21 protein-coding genes and 4 tRNA genes are annotated in these 24,187 nt (G+C 66.9%); 17 read left to right on the top strand and 8 right to left on the bottom strand.

The window, feature by feature from the left end:
• Nucleotides 1-540: 540 nt before the first annotated feature.
• Entirely contained in the window at nucleotides 541-2,286 is a 1,746-nt protein-coding gene (locus ABE571_RS17995; protein WP_313217303.1) for a S8 family peptidase, read from the top strand.
• A 66-nt stretch (nucleotides 2,287-2,352) separates the two neighbouring features.
• Here ABE571_RS17995 and ABE571_RS17990 read toward each other — a convergent pair whose 3' ends face one another.
• From ABE571_RS17990 to wrbA, 3 genes are all read right to left on the bottom strand, one after another.
• Nucleotides 2,353-2,838, bottom strand: coding sequence for an asparaginase domain-containing protein (locus tag ABE571_RS17990; protein WP_121044584.1), 486 nt, complete (start codon nucleotides 2,836-2,838; stop codon nucleotides 2,353-2,355).
• A 103-nt stretch (nucleotides 2,839-2,941) separates the two neighbouring features.
• The gene (locus tag ABE571_RS17985) at nucleotides 2,942-3,289 is read right to left on the bottom strand and encodes a DUF2069 domain-containing protein (RefSeq protein ID WP_313217304.1); all 348 of its coding nucleotides are present in this window, start codon (nucleotides 3,287-3,289) and stop codon (nucleotides 2,942-2,944) included.
• Entirely contained in the window at nucleotides 3,286-3,876 is a 591-nt protein-coding gene (gene wrbA, locus ABE571_RS17980; protein WP_313212208.1) for an NAD(P)H:quinone oxidoreductase, read from the bottom strand. The genes ABE571_RS17985 and wrbA overlap by 4 nt, the downstream gene beginning before the upstream one ends.
• Before the next feature lie 132 nt (nucleotides 3,877-4,008).
• On the opposite strand from wrbA, the gene ABE571_RS17975 reads away from it, so the two are divergent.
• Together ABE571_RS17975 and ABE571_RS17970 are read left to right on the top strand one after the other, a co-directional pair.
• A complete protein-coding gene (locus ABE571_RS17975) occupies nucleotides 4,009-5,283 on the top strand; it encodes a YihY family inner membrane protein (RefSeq protein WP_313212209.1) in 1,275 nt (424 codons plus the stop codon).
• The gene (locus ABE571_RS17970) at nucleotides 5,280-5,843 is read left to right on the top strand and encodes a TlpA disulfide reductase family protein (protein WP_313212210.1); all 564 of its coding nucleotides are present in this window, start codon (nucleotides 5,280-5,282) and stop codon (nucleotides 5,841-5,843) included. The genes ABE571_RS17975 and ABE571_RS17970 overlap by 4 nt, the downstream gene beginning before the upstream one ends.
• A gap of 75 nt (nucleotides 5,844-5,918) precedes the next feature.
• Here ABE571_RS17970 and ppk2 read toward each other — a convergent pair whose 3' ends face one another.
• Genes ppk2 through hemA form a run of 4 tightly spaced genes read right to left on the bottom strand, consistent with a single transcriptional unit; the run spans nucleotide 5,919 to nucleotide 10,846 of the window.
• Nucleotides 5,919-6,698: a polyphosphate kinase 2 gene (gene ppk2, locus ABE571_RS17965; protein ID WP_346494332.1), complete on the bottom strand. Its 780-nt coding sequence runs from the start codon at nucleotides 6,696-6,698 to the stop codon at nucleotides 5,919-5,921.
• Nucleotides 6,699-6,749: 51 nt separating this feature from the next.
• Nucleotides 6,750-8,459 carry a tetratricopeptide repeat protein gene (locus tag ABE571_RS17960; protein WP_346494330.1) on the bottom strand — a complete coding sequence of 570 codons (1,710 nt, stop codon included), beginning with the start codon at nucleotides 8,457-8,459 and terminating at the stop codon, nucleotides 6,750-6,752.
• A gap of 25 nt (nucleotides 8,460-8,484) precedes the next feature.
• Nucleotides 8,485-9,570 carry a peptide chain release factor 1 gene (gene prfA / locus ABE571_RS17955; RefSeq protein ID WP_313212213.1) on the bottom strand — a complete coding sequence of 362 codons (1,086 nt, stop codon included), beginning with the start codon at nucleotides 9,568-9,570 and terminating at the stop codon, nucleotides 8,485-8,487.
• A complete protein-coding gene (hemA, locus tag ABE571_RS17950; RefSeq protein ID WP_313212214.1) occupies nucleotides 9,548-10,846 on the bottom strand; it encodes a glutamyl-tRNA reductase in 1,299 nt (432 codons plus the stop codon). Before hemA ends, prfA begins: the two co-directional genes overlap by 23 nt.
• 65 nt (nucleotides 10,847-10,911) lie before the next feature.
• Here hemA and ABE571_RS17945 point away from each other — a divergent pair, with 65 nt between their 5' ends.
• The 8 genes from ABE571_RS17945 to ychF all read left to right on the top strand — a co-directional run bounded on the left by ABE571_RS17945 (nucleotide 10,912) and on the right by ychF (nucleotide 17,834).
• Nucleotides 10,912-12,600 (top strand): tetratricopeptide repeat protein, encoded by a 1,689-nt coding sequence (locus ABE571_RS17945; protein WP_346464514.1) that lies wholly within the window; start codon nucleotides 10,912-10,914, stop codon nucleotides 12,598-12,600.
• Nucleotides 12,597-13,256 carry a lipoprotein insertase outer membrane protein LolB gene (lolB, locus tag ABE571_RS17940; RefSeq protein WP_313217306.1) on the top strand — a complete coding sequence of 220 codons (660 nt, stop codon included), beginning with the start codon at nucleotides 12,597-12,599 and terminating at the stop codon, nucleotides 13,254-13,256. Before ABE571_RS17945 ends, lolB begins: the two co-directional genes overlap by 4 nt.
• Nucleotides 13,253-14,122, top strand: a complete 870-nt coding sequence (gene ispE / locus ABE571_RS17935) for a 4-(cytidine 5'-diphospho)-2-C-methyl-D-erythritol kinase (protein WP_313212217.1) — start codon at nucleotides 13,253-13,255, stop codon at nucleotides 14,120-14,122. The genes lolB and ispE overlap by 4 nt, the downstream gene beginning before the upstream one ends.
• Before the next feature lie 9 nt (nucleotides 14,123-14,131).
• Nucleotides 14,132-14,208, top strand: a tRNA-Gln gene (locus tag ABE571_RS17930).
• 136 nt (nucleotides 14,209-14,344) lie between these two features.
• The gene (locus ABE571_RS17925; RefSeq protein ID WP_026070235.1) at nucleotides 14,345-15,304 is read left to right on the top strand and encodes a ribose-phosphate diphosphokinase; all 960 of its coding nucleotides are present in this window, start codon (nucleotides 14,345-14,347) and stop codon (nucleotides 15,302-15,304) included.
• A 111-nt stretch (nucleotides 15,305-15,415) separates the two neighbouring features.
• On the top strand, nucleotides 15,416-16,030 hold the full coding sequence (locus tag ABE571_RS17920; RefSeq protein ID WP_102789571.1) for a 50S ribosomal protein L25/general stress protein Ctc: 615 nt from the start codon (nucleotides 15,416-15,418) through the stop codon (nucleotides 16,028-16,030).
• A gap of 81 nt (nucleotides 16,031-16,111) precedes the next feature.
• Nucleotides 16,112-16,690 (top strand): aminoacyl-tRNA hydrolase, encoded by a 579-nt coding sequence (gene pth, locus ABE571_RS17915; RefSeq protein WP_313217308.1) that lies wholly within the window; start codon nucleotides 16,112-16,114, stop codon nucleotides 16,688-16,690.
• Between the two features lie 52 nt (nucleotides 16,691-16,742).
• Entirely contained in the window at nucleotides 16,743-17,834 is a 1,092-nt protein-coding gene (ychF, locus tag ABE571_RS17910) for a redox-regulated ATPase YchF (protein ID WP_088434937.1), read from the top strand.
• Nucleotides 17,835-18,384: 550 nt separating this feature from the next.
• Here the strand turns inward: ychF and ABE571_RS17905 are convergent.
• Nucleotides 18,385-21,132 carry a TonB-dependent receptor gene (locus tag ABE571_RS17905; RefSeq protein WP_313217309.1) on the bottom strand — a complete coding sequence of 916 codons (2,748 nt, stop codon included), beginning with the start codon at nucleotides 21,130-21,132 and terminating at the stop codon, nucleotides 18,385-18,387.
• Nucleotides 21,133-21,300: 168 nt separating this feature from the next.
• On the opposite strand from ABE571_RS17905, the gene ABE571_RS17900 reads away from it, so the two are divergent.
• The 6 genes from ABE571_RS17900 to ABE571_RS17875 all read left to right on the top strand — a co-directional run.
• Nucleotides 21,301-22,317 carry a cyanophycinase gene (locus ABE571_RS17900; protein ID WP_313209719.1) on the top strand — a complete coding sequence of 339 codons (1,017 nt, stop codon included), beginning with the start codon at nucleotides 21,301-21,303 and terminating at the stop codon, nucleotides 22,315-22,317.
• A 111-nt stretch (nucleotides 22,318-22,428) separates the two neighbouring features.
• On the top strand, nucleotides 22,429-23,442 hold the full coding sequence (locus tag ABE571_RS17895) for an isoaspartyl peptidase/L-asparaginase (RefSeq protein ID WP_313209717.1): 1,014 nt from the start codon (nucleotides 22,429-22,431) through the stop codon (nucleotides 23,440-23,442).
• Nucleotides 23,443-23,580: 138 nt separating this feature from the next.
• Nucleotides 23,581-23,666 (top strand) — tRNA-Tyr (locus ABE571_RS17890).
• A gap of 28 nt (nucleotides 23,667-23,694) precedes the next feature.
• Nucleotides 23,695-23,768: transfer RNA gene (locus ABE571_RS17885), tRNA-Gly, on the top strand.
• 47 nt (nucleotides 23,769-23,815) lie between these two features.
• A tRNA-Thr gene (locus ABE571_RS17880) sits at nucleotides 23,816-23,891 on the top strand.
• A gap of 41 nt (nucleotides 23,892-23,932) precedes the next feature.
• Nucleotides 23,933-24,187: GTP-binding protein (locus ABE571_RS17875; protein WP_346464516.1), on the top strand; the 255-nt coding region annotated here is incomplete at its 3' end.

The raw sequence follows: 24,187 nt of genomic DNA, 5'->3' as shown, positions 1-24,187 counted from the left end.
GCTCTGCAGCAGTCCGCGGAGCCGGCCAGCGGCCGGCACTACGGGATGGTCAGGCGCCGGCCAGCGGCCGGCACTACGGGATGGTCAGGCGCCGGCCAGCGGCCGGTAGTGCGGGATGGTCGGGCGCCGGCCAGCGGCCGGTAGTGCGGGATGGTCGGGCGTCGGCCATCAGCCGGCATGACTGTCCTGCGGTGGCACTGGCGTAAGCCATTGATGCGCAAGTGGTGTCCCGAATTTGTCGACGACGACAGCCATTTCAGACAATCCGTGGCGTAATCGGACCCCTCGAACGGGCGTCCGTTCCTTCACTTTCACAAACCCTCGACCCGGAAAGTCTCAGATCCGACATTTCATGTCACTGAAGTGCAGCTGAAACATTGTTGATCGGCCAGTCAGCCACTAGCGTCGTGATGGGCGGTTTGATTCAGGGGAACCGATCCACTCACCGGGCCGATCCGCGCCATCGATTGCAGCAGCCCCCGGATCGGACCTGGATTCTCAGCCGCGACGACGGCATTCACTGTCTGAAAGGGAAATCCGATGTCTCATGTCTCGCAACACCGTTTGCGTCAGCGTGCATTGGTTGTACTGGGCGCGTCCGTTCTGTCGACCCTGCTGCTGGCTACCCCGGCGTTCGCCGGCGATGTGCAGTTGAGCGGCCTGTCCTCGGCGCCGACCCATCAGCGCTTCATCGTGAAGTACAAGGACGGCAGCACCGGGGTCGCCACCCCGACCGCGCTGGCCAGCTCGCTCAAGGCCGCCGCCGCGGCGGTGCCGGCCGCACAGGGCCGCGCGCTGGGACTGCAGAAGCTGCGTCAGCTGGCGATCGGGCCGACCGTGGTCAAGGCCGACCGGCCGCTGGACCGCGCCGAGGCCGAGCTGCTGATGCGCCGCCTGGCCGCCGACCCGAGCGTGGAATACGTCGAGGTCGACCAGCTGATGCAGGCCACCCTGGTGCCCAACGACACGCGTTTCTCCGAGCAGTGGGGCTTCGGCACCAGTAATGCGTCGATCAACGTTCGCCCGGCCTGGGACAAGGCCACCGGCACCGGCGTGGTGGTCGCGGTGATCGATACCGGCATCACCAACCATCCCGATCTCAATGCGAACATCCTGCCCGGCTATGACTTCATCAGCGACGCGGCGATGGCGCGCGACGGCGGTGGCCGCGACAACAACCCCAACGACGAAGGCGACTGGTACGCCGCCAACGAATGCGGTTCGGGCATTCCGGCCTCCAACTCGAGCTGGCACGGCACCCACGTGGCCGGCACCGTCGCGGCGGTGACCAACAACAGCACCGGCGTGGCAGGCACGGCCTTCAATGCCAAGGTCGTCCCGGTACGCGTGCTCGGCAAGTGCGGTGGCTACACCTCCGACATCGCCGACGCGATCGTCTGGGCGTCCGGCGGCACTGTCAGTGGCGTCCCGGCCAATGCCAACCCCGCCGAAGTGATCAACATGTCCCTCGGCGGCGGTGGCAGCTGCTCCACCACCTACCAGACCGCGATCAATGGCGCCGTCTCGCGCGGCACCACCGTGGTGGTCGCCGCGGGCAACAGCAATACCAACGTCTCGTCCTCCGTGCCGGCCAACTGCGCCAACGTCATCGCTGTCGCCGCCACCACGTCAGCCGGCGCCCGTGCGAGCTTCTCCAACTACGGCACCGGCATCGACATCTCGGCGCCGGGGCAGGGCATCCTCTCCACCCTCAACAGCGGCACCACGGTTCCGGGCAGCGCATCGTATGCCTCCTACAACGGCACCTCGATGGCGGCCCCGCACGTGGCCGGCGTGGTCGCGCTGATCCAGTCCGTTGCCCCCACCGCGCTGAGCCCGGCCGCCATCGAAAGCCTGCTCAAGAGCACCGCACGGCCGTTGCCGGGCGCCTGCTCCGGCGGCTGCGGCGCGGGCATCGTCGATGCCGATGCGGCGGTGACGGCGGCCCTGGGCGGGACCAACCCCAACCCGGGTACCGGCAACGTGCTGCAGAACAACGTTCCGGTCACGGGCCTTGGCGCCGCCAGCGGTGTTTCGCTGGCCTACACCGTGACCGTGCCGTCCGGCCGTAGCCAGCTGAAGGTCACCCTCGCCGGCGGCAGTGGCGATGCCGATCTCTACGTCCGCTCCGGCAGCGCGCCGACCGACACCGTCTACACCTGCCGCCCCTACCTCAGCGGCAACAATGAGACCTGCACGATCACCTCACCGGCGGCCGGCACCTGGCACGTGCGGGTGAAGGCCTACTCGACCTTCTCCGGGGTCACCCTCACCGCGCAGTACTGATCGCCTTCCCATCGCCCCAACGCAGAACGCCCCGGCATGCCGGGGCGTTCGTTCAATCAACACCGATTATGCAGCTTCGAACCGGTTGGCGGCCACGTTCTTGCGCACCTGTTCCGGATTCCAGATCCGGCCGTTCATCGCAATGTACACACCGCTCGGCAACGACTGCACCGCACCGATCGCACACCCGATGTTGAACTCCGCATCCGAGCCGCGGAAGCGCGCCGGGCTCAGCGCACCGGTCATCACGATCGTCTTGTCGGTGATCGACTTCAACACCTGGCCCGTCTGCACCATCGAATCGGTGCCGTGGGTGACCAGCACATGGCGCGTCGGCTGCGCGGCGATCGTCGCCCGGATCAACTCACGGTCATCGTCGGTGATGTGCAGCGAATCCTTGCGCAGGATCGGGATCACATTGAAACGGAAGGTCACGCCGAGCTCGCGCAGGATCATCCCGATCTGCGGATCACCGATCTGATAGTCCGACTTGTCGTCGAAGTAGATCTTGTCGATCGTGCCACCGGTGGTGATGATCAGTAGTTCTTCCATTGCAAGCATCCTGGGTACCAGACAGAAGGGCACGGAACCGCCGCGCCGACCCGTAGATGATACGGCCGCCGCCGGCCCGATGCAGGGCCGCGCCGCAACGACCTCAGTCGGCCGGCGTCCTGCGCCCGAAGCGGCGCCGCAGCCCCGGCGTGCTGGCCACCCCGATCACGGCCAGGGCCAGCCCCAGCTCGAGCCAGGCCCACAGCGCCACCTCTGGATGGCTCCAGGCGCTCATCACCCCGTGGCTGAACCAGAACAGCGCCAGCACCCCCGCCCAGAACGTCGCCTTGCCACGCCGCACCAGCACGCCCAGCGCCAGCAGCAGCGGCGGCAGCGTGAACACCAGCTGGGTGGCCAGCCAATGCTTGTCCTGCGCGAACCAGACCGCGAACAGCACCGCCAGCGCCACCAGCAGCAGGGCCAGCACGATCTCCTGGGCGCGCGTACTCACGCCAGCCGCCGTGCGATATCGGCGACCCGCCGCCCCAGCGCCCGCGCCAGGATGCTTTCATCCTCGCTCGGCACCGGGTTGTCGTCCGCCCCGGCCACATGGCTGGCGCCATACGGCGTGCCGCCGGTGGTGGTATGGCTCAGCGCCGGCTCGGTGAAGGGAATACCCACGATCAGGCAGCCGTGGTGCAGCAACGGCACCTGCATCGACAGCAGCGTCGATTCCTGCCCGCCGTGCAGCGAGGCCGTCGAGGTGAACACGCCCGCCGGCTTGCCGGCCAATGTCCCGTTGACCCATTCCGCGCCCAGGCTGTCCAGGAAGTGCTTCACCGGCGCGGCCATGTTGCCGAAGCGGGTCGGGCTGCCCAGCAGCAGCCCGGTGCATTCGGCCAGGTCGGCCACGCTCACATACGGTGCGCCATCCTCGGGCACCGGCGGCAGCGCGGTCTGCGTCACCGCCGCCACCGGGGGCACCGTGCGCAGCCGCGCGCTCATGCCGGGCACCTCGCCGATGCCGCGCGCAATCTGGCGGGCAAGCCGTGCCACTGAACCGCCACGGCTGTAGTACAGCACCAGGATCTCCGCCATTTCGCTTTCATCTCATTGCGTCCGATGCAGGCAGTATGGCAACGCAGCCCGCTCAGGGCGAGGTCCGTGCCCGGGCTGGGCACCGTGGCGGGCGTGCATGCCCCACACCCGTCATCGGGTACCCTTGCGCCGATGGAACCTCTCGATACGATCAACCTGTGGATCGAACGCGTCCGGGACCGTGCGCGCGCGATCAGCTTCGGCCGCTTCCTGTGGCGCCGTTTCCTGGATGACCGCCTGTTCCAGGCGGCCGCCTCGCTGGCCTACACCACCGTGTTCGCGCTGGTGCCGCTGGCCATCGTGGTGTTCGGGGTGCTCTCGGCCTTCCCGGTGTTCGACCGCTGGAGCGACACCCTCAGCGACTACGTGTTCTCCAACTTCGTGCCCAACGCCGCGCGCGCCGCCGAAGGCTACCTGCGACAGTTCTCGGCCAGCGCCGGGCAGCTGACCGCCGCCGGCTTCATCGCCCTGGTGGTGTCGCTGCTGATCACGCTCAACAGCGTGGAGGAAACCTTCAACCAGATCTGGCGGGTGAGTTCGACCCGGCCGAAGCTGACCCGCTTCCTGGTGTATTGGACGGTGCTCACCCTCGGCGCGATGCTGGCCGCCGCCTCGCTGGCGGTCTCGGCGCGGGTGTTCGCGCTGCCGCTGTTCGGTACCAGCGAAGGCCGCTGGCTGGCCAACGTCTCATTGACGGTCGCGCCGATCCTGATCGAGTTCGTCTGCATCATGCTGGTGTACCGCGTGGTGCCGCACCACACGGTCAAATGGCGGCATGCCGTCCCCGGCGCGATCCTGGCCGCGATCATGCTGGAGCTGGTGAAGTGGGGCATGGGCGCCTACCTGGGCAGCTTCCAGTCCTACCAGAAGCTCTACGGCACGGTCGCTTTCGTACCGATCCTGCTGCTGTGGATCTACCTGTGCTGGGTCTCGGTGCTGCTCGGCGCATCGCTTGCCTCCTCGATCGCCGCGTTCCGCTACCAGCCGGCCGACCTGCGCCTGCCGGTGGGGTATGAGATCTATGGCCTGCTGCGCCTGATCGGTCGCTTCCACCAGGCCCGCGCCGACGGCCGCAGCCTGGATGACGACGAGATCCTGCGGCTCGAGCCGATGCTGACCGATTCGCTGCTGCAGACGCTGCTCTGCGATCTGGAAGCAATCCGCGTGGTGCGCCGCGACGAGCAGGGCGAATGGCTGCTCGCGCGCGACCTGGACAAACTCACCCTGGCCGACCTGTACGAGACCACGCAGATGCGGATCCCGATCAAGGAAGCCTACCTGCCCTACCGCGACGACAGCCTGGGCACGGCCTCGGTGGCCGCGCTGGACACCTTGCGCCTGCCGCTGCGCGAACTGCTCAAACGCCGCGTCAGCGACATCTACTCGACCCCCGGAGACAAACCATGACCGCCAAGCCCCTGCTGCTGGCCCTGGGCCTGCTGACGCTGGCCGCCTGCAACAAGCCCGCCGCACAGAGCGAGGCCACTGCGCCCGCCGTCCCGGCCCCGATCAGCGAGCCCGCCGCGCCGCCGACCGAAGCCGTGCCGGCGACCGAACGCAGGACCGTCGAACAGCCGACGCTGAAAGCCAAGGCGCTGGACGGCACCGACTACGATCTGGCCGCTCACCGCGGCAAGTGGGTGGTGGTGAACTTCTGGGCGACCTGGTGCGCCCCATGCCGCAAGGAAATGCCCGAGCTCTCCGCGCTGCACGCGATGCGCAATGAAATCGAGGTGGTCGGGCTGGCCTTCGAGGACATCGAACCGGCCGAGATGAAGGCCTTCCTGGAGAAGCGTCCGGTCACCTATCCGATCGTGATCGTGGATACCTACAACCCGCCGGAAGACTTCGCGATCCCGCGCGGCCTGCCGATGACCTACCTGATCGCGCCGGATGGCAAGGTCGCCAAGGAATTCCTCGGCCCGGTCACCGCGCATGACATTGAAGCGCGGATCAAGGAAGGCTGATCCTCACTGGCATGCCGGCGGATACCCGGCATGCCTGTGCCTCGCAGCGCCGGTAGATCCACGCCATGCGTGGATCTACCCGACGACGAAGGGTTCAATCGGCTTCAAGACCCCGAAGTGCTCCTTGTGCAGCTTGCCCTTCAACGGCGGCAGCGCCAGCACCGGTTCGTCCACGCGGGTATCGGGCAGGCGATCGAGCAGGTTGCGGATCAGGCCCAGCCGCCCGCGTTTCTGGTCGTTGAAGTCCACCAGCGTCCACGGGGCATCATCGTTATGCGTCGCGCGCAGCATCGCTTCGCGGCTCTCGGTATAGGCGCTGTACTTGCTGCGTGATTTCAGGTCCACCGGCGACAGCTTCCAGCCCTTGAGCGGATCGAGGTGGCGCTCGGCAAAACGCTTTTCCTGTTGTGCCTGGTCCACGCTGAGCCAGTACTTGAACAGCACGATGCCATCATCGATCAGCAGCTTCTCGAACACCGGCGTCTGCGCCAGGAAGCTGCGGTACTGCGGCTCGGTGCAATAGCCCATCACATGCTCGACGCCGGCGCGGTTGTACCAGCTGCGGTCCATCAGCACGATCTCGCCCGCCGCCGGCAGGTGCGAGACATAGCGCTGGAAATACCACTGCGTGCTTTCGCGATCGGTCGGCTTGGGCAGCGCGACCACCTTGCACTGGCGCGGATTGAGATGCTCGGCGATCGCCTGGATCGCACCGCCCTTGCCCGCGGTGTCGCGGCCTTCGAACAGCACCAGCACGCGCTGCCCGGTGTGCTGCACCCAGCGCGCCATCGCCGCCAGTTCCAGTTGCATCGGTTCCAGCAGGGCCTGGTAGTCCTTGCGCTTGAGCTTGCCCATCGGCGTGCCTCGGTGATTCACAGGGAAGCCCGAGCCTAGCGCAGCCGATGCTCAGGCGATGTGTGGGCCCTGCCAGCCGCGTTCGCGTGCGAGCGTTTCGATCACCTCGGTGAGGTCGCGCGCGAAACCGGCCATGTCGAACAGGCCGCTGTCCTCGCGGCGTTGCGCCAGCGTGGCGCGCGCGGCCTGTATTGCAGCCGGGTCGTTGCCGAGCTGGATGGCGGTAGCCACGAACGCCGCGTCGTCGGCCACGTTGAACGCGTGCATGCCCAGGTGGTGGTTGAGGCTGCCGGCCACGCGTGAGGCGAACGTCGCGCCGGGGCTGGTCAGCACCGGGCAGCCGGCCCACAGCGCATCGGAGGCGGTGGTGTGGGCGTTGTACGGGTGCGTGTCCAGGAACAGGTCGGCGTGCTGGTAACGCGCCAGGTACTGCGGGTGCGGCAGGCGTGGCATGAACACCAGCCGCGCCGGATCCAGCTTCGCCTGGCGTGCCGCGCTGCGCAGCCGTGCATCGGCAGTGCCCGGCCCGGACAGCAGCCACAGCACGCTGCCGGGCACGCCGTGCAGCACCGCGAACAGCCGTTGCATGCTGCGCGGATTGAGCTTGTAGCTGTTGTTGAAACAGCACAGCACCACGCCCTGCGCGGGCAGGCCGCAGTCCTCGCGCGAGGGCACCGGTTCCAGCACGCGGGTGTTGTCCGAGGGCTGGAACGCGCGCGGCAGGTGCCGCACGTTCTCACTGAACGCCGGTGCCAGCACCTCGGGCAACACGAAGGCATCGGCCAGCACATGATCGATCCACGGCGCGCCGGAGGTGCCCGGGTAGGCCAGCCAGTTGACCTGTACCGGGGCCGGGCGCATTGCCAGCACCTGCGGGGTGCCGCCGCCGCCCCAGCCGCGCAGATCGAACAGCACATCGATCCCGGCCTCGCGGATGCGCCGGGCGATCACCTGATGCGGCTGCGCGCTGACATCGTGCAACGTGTGGGCGGCCTGCTGCAGACGCTGGCGGATGCTGCTGCCGTCGTCCGCGCTGAGCGCGAACAGATGCAGGTCCAGCATGTCCAGCGCGCGCAGCTGTTCGAACAGGGCGACGGTCAACAGGCCGGTGGGATGCGCGCCGAAGCCGTTGGAGAGGAAGCCGACCCGCAGCGTGCCGTGCGGGCGCACCGTGGCCGGCGGCAACCGCGGGATGCCCTCGGCCAGCGCCGCCGCGCGCTGACGGGCGCAGGCCAGCTGCTCGGCGGCGCTGCCGTCTTCGCTGAGGAAGGCGAACGGCTCGACCACCGCCTGGCCCTGCGCGACGGCCTGGCGCACGAGCGACGACAATCGCTCCAGATCCCGCCAATCGCACAGCCGGCGCTGCCAGTTGAGCAGCTGCGCAGTGATGTAGGGCTCGCCCGGCAGCAGACGGTGCGCATGGCGATACGCATCCGCCGCCGCCTCCGGTTGCCCCGCGTCTTCCAGTGCGTGGCCGAGCCACAGGGTGATGCCGGGGTGCTGGGGCGCGCGATCCGCCGCCTGCCTCAGCAGTGTGGCGGCCTCGCCATGGCGGCCTTGCATCCAGCGTGCGCGGCCCAGCCGGGCCAGGGCCTCGGGATGGTCGCCGCGCAGCTGCAGCGCACGGGTGGCGGCCTGTTCGCCGGCGCGCACATCGCCGGCTTCCAGCTCCGCGTCGGCCAGCATCACCCACGCAATGAAATCGGTCGGTTGCCGCTGCACCGCCTGGCGCAACTGCAGGCGCTGCGGATCGGCACTCATCGCGGCCGCGCCCGGGCGGGCATGCTCAGTTGCCTTCCGCGAGCCGGGCCAGCTCGTCGGCCTGGTGTTCGTGGGTCAGCCGGCTCACCAGTGCATCAAGATCGCCGGTCAGGATGTTGGGCAGGTCGTACAGGGTCAGCCCTTCCACGCGGTGGTCGGTGATCCGTCCCTGCGGGAAGCTGTAGGTGCGGATGCGCTGGCTGCGGTCGCCGCTGCCGACCTGCAGCCGGCGGCTTTCGGCCTGCGCGGCGGCCTGCTTGCTGCGTTCGGCATCCAGCAGCTGCGCCTTGAGGCGCTTCATCGCCTTGTCGCGGTTGGCGTGCTGGCTGCGCTCGGTCTGGCATTCCACCACCACGCCGGTGGGCAGGTGGGTGATGCGGATCGCCGATTCGGTCTTGTTGACGTGCTGGCCACCGGCGCCGGAGGAGCGGTAGGTGTCCACGCGCAGGTCGGCCGGGTTGATCACCACGTCCTCGACGTCATCCGCCTCGGGAATGATCGCCACCGTCGCGGCCGAGGTATGGATGCGGCCCTGCGACTCGGTCGCCGGCACGCGCTGCACGCGGTGCGTGCCCGATTCGAACTTCAGCCGCGAGAACGCGCCACGGCCGACCACGCGCGCGACCACTTCCTTGTAGCCGCCATGTTCGCCCGGGTTGTCCGATTCGATCTCGACCTTCCAGCCCTGGCGCTCGGCATAGCGGGCGTACATGCGGAACAGATCGCCGGCGAAGATCGCCGCCTCGTCACCGCCGGTGCCCGCGCGGACTTCCAGGAACAGGTTGCCGTCATCGCGCGGATCGCGCGGCACCAGCAACAGGGCCAGTGCTTCGTCCAGCTGCTGCAGGCGCTGCTGCGCGGCGGTGATTTCCTCGTCGGCCAGCTCGCGCAGGTCAGGGTCCTCGCGCATCGCTTCGGCGGCGGCGAGATCGGCCTTGGCACGGGCTTCGTCGGCCAGCGCGTTGGCGACCGGCTCCAGCTGCGAAAACTCGCGCGAGAGCGCGCGGAAACGGTCGTTGTCGCCGACCACGGCCGGGTCGGACAACAGGCGTTCCAGTTCTTCGCGGCGCTCGGCCAGCGCTTCCAGCTTACGGCGCAGGGTCGGCGTCATCGTTCCTCGCTACATCGGTGCGCACGGCAGGGTGCTGGTAACCCGGCTTGGCCGGGAACAGGCGCTCGGCGGCGCGGGTGAGTTCAGTATCGCCGCTGAGCGCGGCCGCGCGCAGGGCGGCGGTCGGCGGGTGCAGCAGGCGGTTGGTCAGGCCATGCGCGAGCAGCTCGAGCACTTCCTCGGGTGGTTTGCCATGGGCCAGCTGCTGGCGGGCTTTCTCCAGCATCTCCACGCGGGTCGCTTCGCCATAGGCGCGCAGCTGCCGCAGCGGGGCCTGGTGCACGCTGGCCTGCAGGGTCTCCACGAAACGGGCGACCTGCAGCTCGATGATCGCTTCGGCCTCGGCCGCCGCTTCCCGGCGGCTGCGACGGTTGTCTTCGACCGCGCGCTCCAGATCATCCACGGTGTACAGGAAGGCGTCGGCCAGTTCGCCCACGCCGGCCTCGATATCACGCGGCACGGCCAGATCGAACAGCAGCATCGGCTTGTGCTTGCGGGTTTTCAGTGCGGCGGCCACGTGCGCGCGGGTGATCACCGGCTCACGCGCGGCGGTGGCCGAGAACACCACGTCGGCCTCGCCCAGATGACGGTCCAGCTCACTCAGGGGCAGGGCGACGCCGCCATGACGGCTGGCCAGCTCCTGCGCATGGGCGAGGGTGCGGTTGGCGATCAGCAGCCGACGCACGCGCCCTTCGCTGAGATGGCGCGCGGCCAGCTCGATGGTCTCGCCGGCGCCCACCAGCAGCACGGTGGAATCTTCCAGCCGCGCGAACGAGTTCTGCGCCAGGCGCACCGCGGTGGAGGCCACCGAGACCGGATTGGCGCCCACGCGCGTATCGGTGCGGGCGCGCTTGGCCACCGAGAAGGTCTGCTGGAACAACCGGTCCAGACGCTGGCCGAGCAGGCCGTGATCACGCGCCAGGGCCCAGGCATCCTTCACCTGGCCCAGGATCTGCGGCTCGCCCAGCACCATGGAATCCAGCCCGGTGGCCACCCGGAACAGGTGGCGCACCGCATCGGCGTCGGCGTGCTGGTAGAGGTACCCATGCAAGGTGCCGGCATGTGACTCCAGCCACTGCGCCAGCGCGTCACCGGATTCGGCCACCGCGTACAGCTCGGTGCGGTTGCACGTGGAGAGCAGGACCGCCTCGGCCACCTGTGGCGTATCGCGCAGCGACGCCAATGCCTGGGGCAGGGCGTCGCCGCCAAAGGAGGCGCGTTCGCGCAGTTCCACTGGCGCGGTCTGGTGATTCAGTCCGAGCACCCACAGGGTCATTGTTCAGTTGCTTGCGATAAGCTGCTGGCCATTCAAGTCGTCATTTTAAGGCTCAGATGCCCCCGATGCCCGCATTGATTCGCATCTCCAGCGTTCTGCTGCTGTCTTTGTTCACCGCCAACGCCCTGGCCGCCCCCCCGGCAGCCCCGGCCAAAGGCAAGAACAGCACGGCCGAGGCGGTCCCCCTGGCCCCGGTCATGGCGGGCGAATTCGCCCTGCAGGCAGGCAAACTGGGCGACGCCGCGCGCTGGTACCTGGAGGCGGCCGAGGCCAGTGAAGGCGATGCCGGCCTGGCCGAGCGCGCCTCCCGGATCGCCATGCTGGCCAACGATGACAAGCGCGCCGCCCGCGCGCTGGCCCTGTGGGAGCAGCGTGCGCCGCGCTCACTGGCCATGCGCAGCAGCACCGCCGCGCTGGACATGCGCCAGAACAAGGTGAAGGCCGCCCGCACCGAACTGCAGGCGCTGCTCAAGGACCCGGACCCCACCGCCTGGAAGTTCGCGATCGGCGCCCTGATCAGCGGCGGCAGCGACCCCAAGGTCCCGGCCCAGGTGCTGGGCGAGCTGGTGGATGCCAATGCCATCCCCGACCGCCTGGAGGTCTGGCAGGAGTTCGGCCGTCTGGCCATGCGCATGGAGCAGCCCGAGCTGGCCCGGCGCATGGTCGATGAGGTGGTCAAGCGCTTCCCGGACGAGCCGCGCGTGGCCCTGCTGCACGCCAGTCAGCTCAACCAGGCCGGCAAGTCTGAAGAGGCGCTGGCCCTGTTGAAGGGCGTGGAGCCCAAGACCACGCAGGACCCCGAGCTGCGCAACGCGGTGGCGATCTCCTACGACCTGATGGGCCAGCCTGCTGCGGCCGAGCGCGTGCTGGCGGTCGGCCCGCAGGATGTGCAGACCTACGGCATGCGCGCCTCGCTGCTGGCCAAGCAGAAGGACGACCCGGGCCTGCTGGCCCTGTATACCGAACTCTCCGGGCAGGCGACCAAGCCGGATCCGGCCCAGCGCCTGCTGCTGGGCAAGATCGCCGAGTACCTCAAGCGCTACGAGGAAGCGGTCAACTGGTATCACAGCGTGCCCGGTGGCCCGGAGCGCGATGAGTCGCGCCTGCGCGCGGCCAACGCGCAGAACGAACTGGGCCGCACCGACAAGGCGCTGGCCGAAGTACACGCGATCCAGTCCGACGCGACCGTCGATGACGATGCCCGCCGCGATGCCTATCTGCTCGAGGCCGAGCTGCGCCAGCGCGGCAACGACGATGCCGGCGAACTGGACGCGCTGGCCCGTGGCCTGGCCGCGTATCCGGACGAGAACGCGCTGCTGTATGCCCGCGCCCTGGCCTGGGAGCGTCGCGACGACATCCCGCGCGCCGAGGCCGACCTGCGCAAGGTGCTGGTCACCGATCCGGAGAACATCGCCGCGCTCAACGCGCTCGGCTATACCTTGGCCGACCGCACGCAGCGTTATCAGGAAGCCTTGGAACTGATCGACCGCGCGCGCGTGGCCGAGCCGGACAACGCCGCCATCGTCGACAGTTACGGCTGGGTGCTGTATCGCCTGGGCCGCAACGAAGAAGCACTGGTGCAGCTGCGCCGCGCCTGGACGCTGGCCAAGGATGCGGAGATCGCCGCGCATGTCGGCGAGGTGCTGTGGGTGTTGAACAGGAAGGACGAGGCGCGCCACTTCTTTGAGGAGGCTCGCAAGCTGGACCCGGACAACCGCGCCCTGCAGCGCGTGATCGAGAAATACGGCGTATGAATCTGCTGTCCCTGAAGGCCGCGTTTGCCGCGGCCGTGGCGTTGTCGCTCTCCGCCTGCGTGTCCCTGGATGAGCGCAAGGCGCCCTCCGCCCCGACCGTGGTCACCACCGTCTCTCCCGCTGCGCAGCAGGCCGAGGCCGAGCGTGTCACTGCGGTGCGCGCGCAGCCGGCCTGGTCGTTCCAGGGCCGGGTGGCGATCAGCAAGGGCCGCAACGGTGGCAACGGCCGCATCGACTGGCAGCAGCAGGGCCAGGGATATGTGGTGGAACTCAGCGCCCCGGTCACCCGGCAGAGCTGGAAGCTGACCGGCGACAGCCATCACGAGGGCGGCCGACTGGAAGGTCTGGAAGGCGGCACGCGCGAGGGCGACGATGCCCAGCAGGTCCTGCTGGACGCCACCGGCTGGGATATCCCGGTCAACCAGCTGCCCGATTGGGTGCGCGGCCTGATCGCCGATGCGGCCCCGGCCGAGCGCATCGAGCGCGACGGCGAAGGCCGCCCGCGTCGCGTGCAGCAGCTGGGCTGGGAGATCCAATACCTGGATTGGTACCCGGCCGAGGCTGGTCGCCCGGTGCTGCCGCGCCGGATCGAAGCGGTCAATGGCGACGCCAAGGTCCGCCTGGTGGTCGACAGCTGGGTGCTGGCCACGCCATGAGCAGGCTGGATGCAGTCGACGGCGGGTCGACCTGGCCGGCCCCGGCCAAGCTGAATCTGTTCCTCCACATCACCGGGCGGCGCCCGGACGGTTACCACCAGTTGCAGACCGTGTTCCGGCTGCTGGATTGGGGCGATCGGATCCATCTGCGTGTCCGCGACGATGGTCGGATCCGCCGTGAGGGCCCCTCCGTGGCCGGCGTTGCCGAGGCCGATGATCTGGCGATCCGCGCCGCGCACCTGTTGAAGGCTGCAGCGAACATCGCCCAAGGTGCCGATATCGGCGTCGAAAAGCGCGTTCCCGCTGGCGGCGGCTTCGGCGGCGGGTCCTCCGATGCCGCCACCGTGCTGGTCGCACTGAACCGCCTGTGGGGCGCCGGTCTGGAGGTCGATGCGCTGGCCGCGCTGGGTCTGCAGCTGGGCGCGGATGTGCCGGTTTTCGTGCGCGGGCACAACGCCTGGGCCGAGGGCGTGGGCGAACTGCTGACCCCGATCGCCCTGCCGCCGGCCTGGTTTGTGCTGGTCCACCCCGGCGTTCACGTGCCGACCCCCGCACTTTTCGCATCACCGGATTTGACGCGGGATGCCCCAGTGGCGAAAATAGCGGACTTCGCTTCCGGGTCTTTGCTCGGGAATGCGTTCGAGCCGGTCCTGCGCCGCCGCGAACCTGCCGTAGAGGCAGCGCTCGCAGCGTTGAGCAGTATCGGCCGGGCACGACTCACCGGGTCGGGAAGCGGTTGTTTCGTCGAGTTCGCCACGCGCGCTGCTGCAGAGCAGGGCCTGGCGCAATTGCCGAAGGAACTGCGGGCATGGGTGGCTGCGGGCGTGGAGCGCTCGCCACTGCTTGATGTACTCGAGCGTTACTGATTTTGATGCAGGGGCGTCGCCAAGAGGCCCAAGGCACCAGGTTTTGATCCTGGCATTCGGAGGTTCGAATCCTCCCGCCCCTGCCACTAGCGGATATCTGCCGCGACTCCATGCGCATGTCTGCGCGGGCGCGGTGCATACGCCGCGGTGTTGTCACCGCAGACACCTCCGGGTGCCGGCGGCCCAGTTCTCCGCCAATCGCTCCCGCCCGAGACCGTCATGATGCAAGAACACCCCAACCTGCTGGTATTTTCCGGCAACGCCAACAAGCGCCTTGCGCAGAGCATCTGCAAGGAACTGGGGGTGCGGCCTGGCAAGGCATTGGTGTCGCGCTTCTCCGATGGTGAAGTGCAGGTCGAGATCGAGGAAAACGTCCGTAAGCAGGACGTGTTCGTGATCCAGCCGACCTGTGCACCCAGCGCAGAGAACCTGATGGAACTGCTGGTCCTGATCGATGCGCTCAAGCGCGCTTCGGTCAACAGTGTCACCGCCGTGGTGCCGTATTTCGGCTACTCGCGCCAGGATCGCCGCATGCGGTCCTCGCGCGTGCCGATCACCGCCAAGGTGGCTGCAAAGATGTTCAGCGCTGTCGGGGCTGACCGGGTACTGACGGTGGATCTGCATGCCGATCAGATCCAGGGTTTCTTCGACATGCCGGTGGACAACGTATACGCCTCGCCGCTGCTGCTCGCCGATATCTGGCGCGCCTACGGCACGGAAAACCTGATCGTGGTGTCCCCGGACGTGGGCGGTGTGGTGCGCGCGCGCGCCGTCGCCAAGCGCCTGGACGATGCCGATCTGGCGATCATCGACAAGCGCCGCCCGCGCGCCAACGTCTCCACCGTGATGAACATCATCGGTGACGTCGAAGGCAAGACCTGCGTGATGGTCGATGACATCGTCGATACCGCCGGCACCCTGTGTGCGGCCGCTGCAGCCCTGAAGGCGCGTGGCGCCCTCAAGGTCGCCGCGTACTGCACCCACGCCGTGCTCTCGGGCCCGGCGGTGGACAACATCAACAACTCCCAGCTCGATGAGCTGGTGGTGACCGACACCATCCCGCTGCGTGAAGAGGCGCGGGTGTGCAGCAAGATCCGCCAGCTCAGCGTGGCGGAAATGCTGGCCGAGACGATGCGCCGCATCGCCTTCGGTGAGTCGGTCAGCTCGCTGTACGTGGATTGATTTTTCCGCCCACCGGCAACGGTGGGTGGTTTCCCGGGGAGATCTGGTCGCGGATCTCCCCTCATCGCCTCGCCCTCATGGCGCGGCAAACAACGAAGGTAGTAAATCAGCATGGCCAAGAATCATGAAATCAAGGTCGTCCAGCGCGAACTGCAAGGCAAGGGTGCGAGCCGCCGCCTGCGTGGCGCTGGCCAGATCCCGGCGATCATCTACGGCGGCGACGTCGAGCCGAGCGTCATCCAGCTCAACCACAACGAAATCTGGCTGGCCCAGCAGAACGAGTGGTTCTACTCGTCCATCCTGGACCTGAATCTGGATGGCAAGGTCACCAAGGTGCTGCTGCGTGACATGCAGCGCCACCCGTTCAAGCAGCTGATCCTGCATCTGGATTTCCTGCGCGTGAACGAGAACGAAGCGCTGACCGCCAACGTCCCGCTGCACTTCATCAACGAAGACACCTCGCCGGCCGGCAAGGCTGCCGACGTCGTGGTCACCCACGAACTGAAGGAAGTGAGCATCACCTGCCTGCCGAAGGACCTGCCGGAATCGATCGACGTCGACCTGGCCGACCTGAAGGCTGGTGACGTGATCTACCTGTCGGACATCAAGCTGCCGAAGGGCGTCGAGATCCCGGCCCTGGCCCAGGGCAAGGACCATGACGACGCGATCGTCACCGCCAAGCTCGGCAAGGAAGAAGCTGCCGACGAAGCGCCGGCTGCAGAGTAAGTGATTGCGGCGCCTGTCCTTCGGGGCAGGCGCCGTTTCTGTATGTACCGGCACAGGGCCGGTACCGACGAAAGAAGAGTAATGACAGGATTGCGATTGATCGTTGGTCTGGGCAACCCCGGACCCGAGCACGCCCAGACCCGGCACAATGCCGGGTTTCGTTTCATTGACGCCCTGGTCGAACAGGCCGGCGCGCGCTGGAGCGTGGACAGCAAGTTGTTCGGCGAGACCGCCAAGGTCGATATCGCCGGCCAGTCGGTATGGCTGCTCAAGCCCGCCACCTTCATGAACCTCAGTGGCAAATCCGTCACCGCGGCGCAGCGCTTCTGGAAGATCGAACCGGAAGAAACGCTGCTGGCGCACGACGAGCTGGACCTGCCGCCGGGCGTGGCACGGCTCAAGTTCGACGGTGGCCACGGCGGCCAGAATGGCCTGCGCGACACCATCCGCCTGCTCGGCCATGGCAGATTCCACCGCCTGCGCATCGGCATCGGCCATCCCGGCCACAAGGACCGCGTGGTCCCGTGGGTGCTGGGGCGCGCCAGCAAAGACGATGATGTGCTGATTGGTCACGCCATCGAAGATGCGATCGACGTGCTGCCGCTGGCGGTATCCGGCGATTACAGTGAGGCGATGAAGCGCCTCCACACCCCGAAATAACCACGGTGTACCGACCAACGGTCGGTACCTACCACCCCAGAGGTTGTCAAAGATGGGTATCAAATGCGGCATCGTCGGTCTGCCCAACGTCGGCAAATCGACCCTGTTCAATGCGCTGACCAAGGCGGGCATCGCGGCGGCCAACTTCCCGTTCTGCACGATTGAACCGAACGTCGGCATCGTGCCGGTGCCGGATCCGCGCCTGAACGAGCTGGCAGCCATCATCAACCCGCAGAAGGTCATCCCGACCGCGGTGGAGTTCGTGGACATCGCCGGCCTCGTCGCCGGCGCGGCCAGTGGTGAAGGCCTGGGCAACAAGTTCCTGGCCCACATCCGTGAAGTGGATGCGATCACCCACGTGGTGCGCTGCTTCGAGAATGCCGACGTCATCCACGTCAATAACAAGGTCGACCCGCTCTCGGATATCGACACCATCGATACCGAACTGGCCCTGGCCGATCTGGACAGCGTCGAGAAGGCGCTGAACCGCGCCGAGCGCGCTGCCAAGGGGGGCGACAAGGAAGCCGCGGCCCGCAAGCCGGTGCTGGCCAAGCTGCAGGCTGCGCTGGCCGACGGCAAGGCCGGTCGTACCGCTGGCCTGGACGAGGAAGAGAAGGCGCTGGTCCGTGACCTGTTCCTGCTGACCCTCAAGCCGGTGATGTACATCGCCAACGTGCTGGAAGACGGCTTCGAGAACAACCCGCATCTGGATGCCGTGCGCGCCCGTGCCGCCGAGGAAGGCGCGCAGGTGGTGCCGGTGTCGGCCGCGATCGAAGAAGAGCTGTCCCAGCTCGACGACGAAGACCGCGACACCTTCCTGGCCGACCTGGGCCTGTCCGAGCCGGGCTTGAACCGCGTGATCTACGCCGCGTACCAGCTGCTGGGTCTGCAGACCTACTTCACCGCAGGCGTGAAGGAAGTCCGCGCATGGACCGTGCGCAAGGGCGCCACCGCTCCGCAGGCCGCCGCCGTGATCCATACCGACTTCGAGAAGGGCTTCATCCGCGCCGAAACCATCGCGTATGACGACTTCATCAAGTACAAAGGCGAGGCCGGTGCCAAGGAAGCGGGTCGTCTGCGTCTGGAAGGCAAGGAATACCGCGTCCAGGAAGGCGACATCCTGCACTTCCGCTTCAACGTCTGAGTTCCTCGCACGTTGATGCCCGCAACGCCCCGCCCTGAGCGGGGCGTTTGCGTTTTTGGGAGCGCATTCCACACCCGACATGGACTGGATAAAAAATGACCAGGCACCGAAACCCTTGCCTGGTATGCCTCCGCCTCACTTGTCCACAACAAACCCCCACGCCTCTCCACGCACCATGTGGAAAACCCGCGCGCGGTAGTGCCGGCCGCTGGCCGGCAACCCATCTGACCCGCCCGCCAGCGACGTGGACAATTTCTGACCACCACTGAAAACCGTTGCAGTGCATCGCTCACCCGGGGTTGTCCACAGCAAACCCCATCGCTTTCCACGGTGTGTGTGGAAAACCGCGATCCGCGGCTGGACAAAAAATAGCCACGCCCTGAAAGCATTGTGCCGCATGGCTTGCATGCACTTGTCCACACCAAACCCCCATGGCTTTCCACGTGGCGTGTGGAAAACACGGTGGCCGCGCCGCATCGCGGGCAACGCGCAAAAAAAAGACGGAGGCAATGCCTCCGTCCTTGATCCCCTATCGGCAGTGAAACGGCGCCTACAACGCCGTACCGCCAAACTTGTGGGTGTACTGCAGGTTGATCGTCCGGCCCACGGTGTCGAACCAGGAGACGTCGTAGTACGGATACGGCGTGTACGTCACATCCTTCGGCGGCAGCTTGTTGGCGATGTTGACCACCGACAGCGACAGGCGCGAATGATCATCGAAGCGGTACTGCAACGACACGTTGTAGCGGTACGTCGCCCCGATCCACGGGCTGTCGCCGCTGTCCGGATCGAAACTCTGGTCATAGCTGTCGTAGGTTGGCAGTTTGCCCAGGCGCGAGCCGTACAGCGTGGCCGACCACGCCGCGTTCTCCCAGGTCACGCTCGCACTGGTCTTGGTGCGCGGAATGTCGAAACCGCTGTTGATCGCGAACTGGTCCTCGACCACATCGCCCTCGAACTGCTGGAAATCGTGCGTCTTCACCCAGGTGTGGTTGCCACTGAGGATGAAATCGCCGATCCCGGTGCTCAGGCGGTAGCGCAGGCCCACATCGATGCCACGGGTCGTTTCGCGCGCGATGTTGATCGGGCTCACGTGCACGCCATACAGGCGGCCATCACTGGTGCGGGTAACCCGGCTGATCGCATCCACGCAGGTCGGCGACGCCGCGTCCGCGTCGCCCAGGCGGCAGGCCGCCTCGTCGCGCAGAATCGTGCTCACATCCATGTCCTGCACCTGGTCGCGCATGTCGATATCGAACCAGTCCACGGACAGATCCAGGCCCGCTGCCGGCGACCACACAAAACCAGCACTCCACGACGTGCTGGTTTCCGGGTCCAGCTGGCGGTTGCCTTCGCGCGTGCGGATCAGGTTCTCTTCGTAATCCGAACAGTCATCGCCGCCGTCCACCGCGCAGGTGTAATAGTCGTTGGCACTGGTTTCATCGTTGCCCGGGCCTGCATACACGTAGTGCAGGTCGGGCGCGCGGAACGCGGTGCCGTAGGAGCCGCGCACCAGCAGCGTGTCGATCGGGCGCCACTCCAGGCCACCACTCCAGGTCGCCTTGCCGATCGTGTTGCCGGAGTAACGGTACTGGTCGAAGCGGCCGGCCAGGCTGACGTTGAACGTGTCATGCAGCGGCAGGCGCAGCTCGGCCGCGGTCGCCCAGCGGTTGCGGCTGCCGTGCCCGTCCGAATCCTTCCAGCTGTAGTAGTAGTACTGCGTGGCCAGCGGGTCCGGGTTCAGTGCGTAGGACTGATTGCCGAACTCGGCGGTCGCCGCGAAGCCGGCCTTGCCACCCGGCAGCTCGAACAGCTCGCCATTGGTCAGGGTCAGCGCGGCAGTCTCGGTGCGCGACTTCGGGGTATAGGTGGTGCGTGCGGCGATCGAATCGTACTCGCTGCGGCTCAGCGGCCGGTACAGGCGCGCCGGGTCGGCGTTGAACACCGGGAACACGTTGTCGTCGTCATCGGTGTACTCGCCCAGCTGCTCGCCCAGGAACAATGCATTGGCCTTGGCGGCGATGATCTGCGGCCAGCGGATGCTGGACTGGTACTGCGAATGGCTCAGCGACGCCTCGTATTCCCAGTCCGCACCGAGCGCGCCCTTGAAGCCGGTGGTCACGCTGAAGGTCTTCTGGGTGCTGCGCACCATGCCGTTGTCGAGTCCGCCCATTTCCTCGGGGGAGAACTGGCGCTGCCAGAACTCGACCTGGTCGGTGGCCTGGTTGTAGAAGTAGCCGTCCTCGTTGCCGTCGGCGGCCATGCGGCCCCACTGGGTGACATCGCGCATCAGCGCCAGGTCGTGGTAACCCATCTGCACATCGGCGAACCATTCCGCGCCGTTGTCGAAGGCGTAGCGCAGCGAGGCATAGCCGTTGGCACCGCGGCGTTTGCTCAGGATCGTGCCGTAGCCGATCGAGCGGTCGCTGCCGCAGTAGAAGCCATATCGCGCACGCTCGGCGTACTGGGTGCTGCCGTTGTTTTGGCCGGCCAGCGCATCGCAGGTGGCCTGGCCCGGGTCCAGGTAGTCGTCGTTGTAGTCGGTGCGCAGGTAGGCGCGGCGCAGGGCGCGGGCGCTCTCGGTCGGCGCGTCCAGCGTGGAATCCTGCTGCCCACGCTCATAGGCCCACAGCGGGGTCTGCGACTGCAGTTCCAGGCTGTAGACCGCGCTGAAACGGCCGGCGTCGAAGCCACTGGCGATGCTCATGTCGAAGGACTCACCACCGCCTTCGCTGGTGGTGCCCATGCGCATGTCGACCGTGGTGCCATCCACCTGCTTCTTCAGGATGAAGTTGACCACGCCGGCGATCGCGTCAGAACCATAGATCGCCGAGGCGCTGCCGGTCAGCACTTCGATGCGCTCGATCATCCCGATCGGGATGTTGGAGACGTCGGTGAAGTTGCTGCGGCCCTGGAAGGGCATCGGGAAATCGGCGATGCGGCGGCCGTTGACCAGCACAAGGGTGTGGTTGGGGCCAAGGCCGCGCAGGTCGACCTGCTGCGCACCGGGGGAGAAGTCCGCGCCGCTGGAGGACTGCTGGCTCTGGGTCTCACCCCCGTTCTGGGTCATCGAGCGCAGCACGTCCGGCACGCTGGTGAAGCCGCTGGCCTGGATCTGCTCGGCAGTGATGACGGTGACCGGGGCCGGCCCCTCCACCTGCGCACGCGGAATGCGCGAGCCGGTGACCTGCACCGTATCCAGTTGCTGCACCCCGGGGGCGGGCGTCTGGGCGCCCGCAGTTGCGGCCACACCCATCAACGCCAGCTGGATCGACCACGCCATCGCCTGTTTACGCATGAGAATTCTCGAGAAGAAAGTGTCGGCCTCGAGGGAGGCCTGTCCCCCATTCACATTTCGTGAATGGACGGCGCGCATTTAACGCCTTTTTTACGGGGTTGACCACTGCCAATTTCTCTGGCAAAGAGTGAAAGCGCTTACACGCCCGTTTTATTCAGGGAGGTCAACGTGCACAAGGGTTTCCGGCCGATCCATTCCCTTCTGTGGTTGCTGCTTGCAGCGCTCTCGCTCCCCCTCCACGCCCAGAATCCGCGCAGTCTGCAGGATCGGGGCTACCGCTATTACGAGGTCGGCGCCCTGCAGGCCCCGCGGGCGCCCCACACCGAGCCGGCGATGATGCTGATGGGCGGCGGCGAGTGGGTGCCGGCAGCCTTCCAATGGTGGGTGGCGCGCGCCGGCCATGGCCGGGTGGTGATCCTGCGCGCGTCCGGTGCCGATGAGCTGCAGAACCGGCTCTATCGGGAGATCGGCGGCGTGGCATCGGTACAGACCCTGGTGTTCAACAGTCGGCGCGCGGCCGACGACCCGGCCGTGCTGGGGGTGATCGCTGCCGCCGATGCGATCTTCATCGCCGGCGGCGACCAGGCGCGCTATATCCGTTTCTGGAAGGGCACGGCGGTGAACGCGGCGCTCAATGCACACGTCCGCGCCGGCCGGCCGATCGCCGGCACCAGTGCCGGGTTGGCCATCCTGGGGGGCTACAGCTACGGCGCCCTGGATGGCGGCAGCGTGACGTCCCGCCGCGCGCTGCGCGATCCGATGGGCAGGGCCGTGACCCTGGACAGTGATTTCCTGGCCATGCCGTACCTGTCCAACGTGGTCACCGATACCCACTTCGGCAAGCGCGACCGGCTCGGCCGCCTGATCGTCTTCGTGGCCCGTGCCGCCCAGCGCAGTGGGCAGCAGAACATGGTCGGCCTCGGCGTGGATGAAGACACCGCGCTGTGTGTCGAGGCCGACGGCACCGGCCAGGTGTTCAGCCGCGACGGCGGTTTTGCGTGGCTGGTGATGCCGCAGCGCGCGGCCGATCGCCTGCGCGGCGGTAAACCGCTGGATTTTCTCGCCATTCCGGTGACCGGGGTGGGCGAAGGAAGTCGCCTGCATCTGGATGGCTTCCAGGTGGACGACGCGGCGTTCGAGATGACGGCCGATATCCGCGAGGGGCGCCTGCAGCTGCGCCGGTAGATCCACGCCATGCGTGGATGCTGTCGCGCGCGTTGTGAGGTCGCGGCCACGCGCGTGGGTGGCCCGTCGCGCGTGCCATGATGCGGCCTCGTCCCTTGAGAGTGCCTGTCCATGTCGCGTTCTGCTGTGGTGGTGTTGTCGCTGTGCCTGTCGCTCCCGCTGGCCGCCGCCGCCGCCGAGCCTGTACTGGTCATACACGGCGGGGCGGGGGTGGAGCGCAAGGATCTCTCGCCCGCCGAAGAAACCGCCGCGCGCGCGGCCCTGCAGCAGGCGCTGTTGAAAGGCCATGCCGCGCTGGCGGCGGGCAAGCCGGCACTGGAAGCCGTTACCGCGGCGATCACCGTGCTCGAGGACGATCCCACCTTCAATGCCGGCAAAGGGGCGGTGTTCACCCACGATGGCCGCAACGAACTGGATGCCTCGCTGATGGACGGCGCCACGCTCAAGGCGGGCGCGGTGGCCGGCGTGCAGCGCGTGCGCAACCCGATCCTGCTCGCTGAAGCGGTGATGCAGCATTCTCCGCACGTGATGATGGTCGGGCAGGGCGCCGAGGCGTTCGCCAGCAGCCAGGGCATTGCCCTGGTGGATCCGTCCTACTTCCGCACCGACAAGCGCTGGCAGCAGCTGCAGAAGGCGCTGAAGGAAGAGGCCAGCGGCCAGGCCCATGCGGATCTGGAAACGGCGCGGCACTTTGGCACCGTCGGGGCGGTCGCGCTGGACAAGGACGGCAAGCTTGCCGCCGGCACCTCCACCGGAGGGATGACCAACAAGCGCTATGGCCGCGTGGGCGACTCACCGATCATCGGCGCGGGCACCTATGCCGATGCAGGATGCGCGGTATCGGGCACGGGCTGGGGCGAGTACTACATCCGCACGGCGGCCGCGCACGATATCTGTGCCCGCATGCAGTACCTCAAGCAGGGGCCGGTGGATGCAGGACGCGCGGTGATCAACGAGCGCATTCCCGCCCTCGGTGGCGATGGCGGCGCGATCGTGCTCGCCGCCGACGGCCGCGCGGCGACCCCGTTCAACACCCAGGGCATGTATCGCGGCTGGATCGGTGCCGATGGCGTACCGCATGTGGCGATCTTCGCCACCGAAACCCTGCCGTTGCCGGGCCAATAGCCCGTCCCGGCAAGGCAATTCGACATTCATGTGAAAAAGTTCAAAAAGGTTGTTGACAGAACCCCCGTTTATCCCCAAAATTCACGGCTCTTCCACCCCACACCGAAAACGCTTCGGCGCCACGGGACAGGGTGGTAAGGAGGGATACCCAAGCGGCCAACGGGGGCAGACTGTAAATCTGCTGGCTTACGCCTTCGGTGGTTCGAATCCACCTCCCTCCACCAGTTTCATGTTGTGGCAAGAGCTTCCGATGCGGGAGTAGTTCAATGGTAGAACCTCAGCCTTCCAAGCTGATGGTGCGGGTTCGATCCCCGTCTCCCGCTCCATTGAATGAGTTTGAATATATTCAAATTCGTGCCATAATACAAAACTCGCTCACGTAGCTCAGTCGGTAGAGCACCTCCTTGGTAAGGAGGAGGTCGAAGGTTCGATTCCTTTCGTGAGCACCATCTAAGTGCTACCAATTCAGACGATTTCGAGATAAGCAGCCATGGCCAAGGGTAAGTTCGAGCGCACCAAGCCGCACGTCAATGTCGGCACCATCGGTCACGTTGACCACGGCAAGACCACGCTGACCGCCGCACTGACCAAGATCGGTGCCGAGCGCTTTGGCGGTGAGTTCAAGGACTACTCGTCGATCGACGCCGCGCCGGAAGAAAAGGCACGTGGCATCACGATCTCGACCGCACACGTCGAATACGAATCCACCGAACGTCATTACGCCCACGTCGATTGCCCGGGCCAT

Source organism: Stenotrophomonas sp. TWI273 (genome assembly GCF_039674765.1).
Lineage (GTDB): Bacteria > Pseudomonadota > Gammaproteobacteria > Xanthomonadales > Xanthomonadaceae > Stenotrophomonas.
This window is presented reverse-complemented; position numbering and strand designations above follow the sequence as displayed.